The 2,780-nt window shown below is 70.3% G+C and carries 2 protein-coding genes; one reads left to right on the plus strand and one right to left on the minus strand.

Annotated elements, in window-relative coordinates; all coding sequences use genetic code 11:
- Positions 1 to 99 precede the first annotated feature (99 nt).
- Positions 100 to 693 (minus strand): hypothetical protein, encoded by a 594-nt coding sequence (locus AB0917_RS33890; RefSeq protein WP_366823550.1) that lies wholly within the window; start codon positions 691 to 693, stop codon positions 100 to 102.
- 483 nt (positions 694 to 1,176) lie between these two features.
- Between AB0917_RS33890 and AB0917_RS33895 the strand changes: the two genes are divergently transcribed.
- Positions 1,177 to 2,682 (plus strand): glutamate--cysteine ligase, encoded by a 1,506-nt coding sequence (locus tag AB0917_RS33895; RefSeq protein WP_366823551.1) that lies wholly within the window; start codon positions 1,177 to 1,179, stop codon positions 2,680 to 2,682.
- Positions 2,683 to 2,780 lie beyond the last annotated feature (98 nt).

Here is a 2,780-nt window from a genome sequence, read left to right on the forward strand (position 1 = left end):
CCGGGCTAGTCCGTGTGGGTTGTACAGAGCCCCCGCGGGGACCCGTTCCGCCACCGGGCGTGTGGGTCACCGCGGGGGCCCGTTCTCCTCGGCGGCCGGTCAGGCGGAGCTGAGCAGCGGGCCGGGGCCCACGCGCAGGGTCATGACGGGCAGCAGATCGGCGACCCGGCGCGGCCGGTGCGCGGCGATGCCCGGCGGCGCCGGCGCCAGGGGCACCAGGACGTCGGCCGGGGCGAGCACACCGCCGGCGTCGTCGGAGGCGTCGTCCTCGGTGCTGTCGTGCAGCCAGAGGGTGAGCATGTACAGCTCGGGGATGGAGAGAAGTCTCGCCTGGTACGCCGTGGGCGAGGCCTCCGCCTGACGGACCGCGAGCTCCGTCGAGGCGAGGTAGGGGCCCTCGAAGAAGTGCGAGAAGCTCCAGCCGTCCGGCGTGAGCATGGTGTCCGCCGCGGCGATGGCGCGGCCCTCGCTCCGGATCAGGAAGCGCCAGGCCGCCAGGCGGGTTCGAGGTGCGGTCCCGGTCGGAGCGATCCGGTCCAGAACGTGTACGGGGAGCGGAAGTTCGGGGCTGAGCGGTCCCTGGACGGACCGGAGGGCGGAGGTGCGCGCCTCGCGGACCGCGGTGGGAGAACCGAGGGCTGCGAGAACGCTGCGCAGGGCGGGCGCGGGAGCCGAGGGGACATGCAGCGGCATAGTGGGTCGCCTCTCACTTGGAGACACGGTGATGCGTGGGCGGGTGCAGACGGCGGTGTCGGCATGCGGGGCCGGAGGAGGCCGATGACGGGCCGGTTGCGTCAACTCTCTGCCTCGTCAGGCGGAGTTTATACGACGCGTGTTCACTCAGTGTTTCCGCTAGCTGCCGGGGACATTTCGCGCAAGGCGACATCCGGACTTCAAAATGTGGGTTTTCCGGTGATTTGATCGGCCGCTTTCAGCTCCTGCCTGCGCCTCTTTCGGCGGAGCGGTCGGCCGAAACTCGTCGGTGTTCCGTCGCGCGCTCTCCGGGTGAAAATGCTGCTCACCGGATGCCACAGGAATGTGCCTCAGGTCTCCTTCATCCAGCCTAGCGGGTTTCCGGGGGCCTGTGGGGCGTTACGGATCACTCCCACTGGGCATTATCGATCGTGATGCGAGCGGTCCGGTCAGCGGGCCGACCACTGGAGGAGGGACCCCTCGATGGGGGAGAAGGTCGTGGCGGGAGCCGTTGACCTGTCCGATCGGCAGGCATACCGCACCAAGCTCAACCAGTGCCTGGAGGGGCTGGGCAGACTCCTGGCGGAGCGGAGGTTCGACCGTCCCAGAAACCTGATGGGGCTGGAGATAGAGCTGAATCTCGCGGGCCCGGACGGCATGCCGCGGATGATGAATCAGGAAGTGCTCCAGCGCATCGCGAGCCGCGATTTCCAGACCGAACTCGGGATGTTCAACCTGGAAGTAAATATCGTTCCGCACCGGCTCGGCGGCCGGGTATTCGATCAGCTCTCGGAGGAGTTGCGGACGGGTCTCGCCTATGCGCACCGCAAGGCCGGTGAGGTGGACGCGGGGATCGTCATGATCGGAATCCTGCCCACGCTCGGCGAGCACGACGTGGTCTCGGCGAATCTCTCGGACGTGGACCGCTACACCCTGCTCAACGACCAAATGGCGGCGGCCCGGGGGGAGGATTTCGCCCTGGATATCGAAGGCGTCGACCATCTGGTGTCCTCCTCGCCCTCGATCGCCCCCGAATCGGCCTGCACGTCGGTCCAGTTGCATCTCCAGGTGACGCCCGACCGGTTCGCCGACGTGTGGAACGCGGCCCAGGCGATCGCCTCCGTCCAGATCGCGCTCGGCGCCAACGCCCCGTTCCTCTTCGGCAAGGAGCTCTGGCGGGAGTCGAGGCCCCCGCTGTTCCAGCAGGCCACCGACGTACGGCCGCCGGAGCTGGCGAACCAGGGGGTGCGGCCCAGGACGTGGTTCGGGGAGCGGTGGATCACCTCCGCGTACGAGCTCTTCGAGGAGAACCTGCGCTACTTCCCGCCGCTGCTGCCGATCTGCGAGGACGAGGAGCCGCTGCGGGTCCTCGACGAGGGCGGAGTGCCGGAACTGGCCGAGCTGGTCCTGCACAACGGGACGGTCTACCGCTGGAACCGCCCGGTGTACGGGACGGTCGACGGCGTCCCGCACCTGCGGGTGGAGAACCGGGTCCTGCCGGCCGGGCCGACCGTCACCGACGTGATCGCCAACTCCGCGTTCTACTACGGGCTCGTACGGGCGCTCGCCGAGGAGTCCCGGCCGGTGTGGAGCAGGCTCCCGTTCGAGGCCGCTGCGGAGAACTTCACCGAGGCCTGCCGCCGCGGCATCGAGGCCGAGCTGCTCTGGCCGCGTCCGGGCCGCTCCGGCGGGCTGGCCAAGGTCCCCGCCGTACAGCTCGTACGGGAGGAGCTGCTGCCGCTGGCCGCGGCCGGCCTTGACGCCTGGCACATCGAGCCCGCCGACCGGGACCGCTACCTCGGCGTCATCGAGGAGCGCTGCAAGCGGCGGGTCAACGGGGCCTCCTGGCAGGTCGCCACCTACCGCCGGGCGCTGGAGGCAGGGCTCGGCCGGGAGGCGGCGCTGGCGGCGACCACGCGGCGCTACGCCGAGCTGATGCACGCCGGGGAGCCGGTGCACACCTGGCCGGTGGGGTTCCCGGCGCCCTGAGCTGTTCTCGTACGCGGTTGGGGGCGCGGGCCGTGCTCAGCGCCGGGGACGAGGCGCCGCCCCCGGCCGACATCGACTCCGGCGGACGCCTGCGGATC

It is taken from the genome of Streptomyces sp. NPDC007346 (assembly GCF_040703535.1).
Classification (GTDB): Bacteria; Actinomycetota; Actinomycetes; order Streptomycetales; family Streptomycetaceae; genus Streptomyces.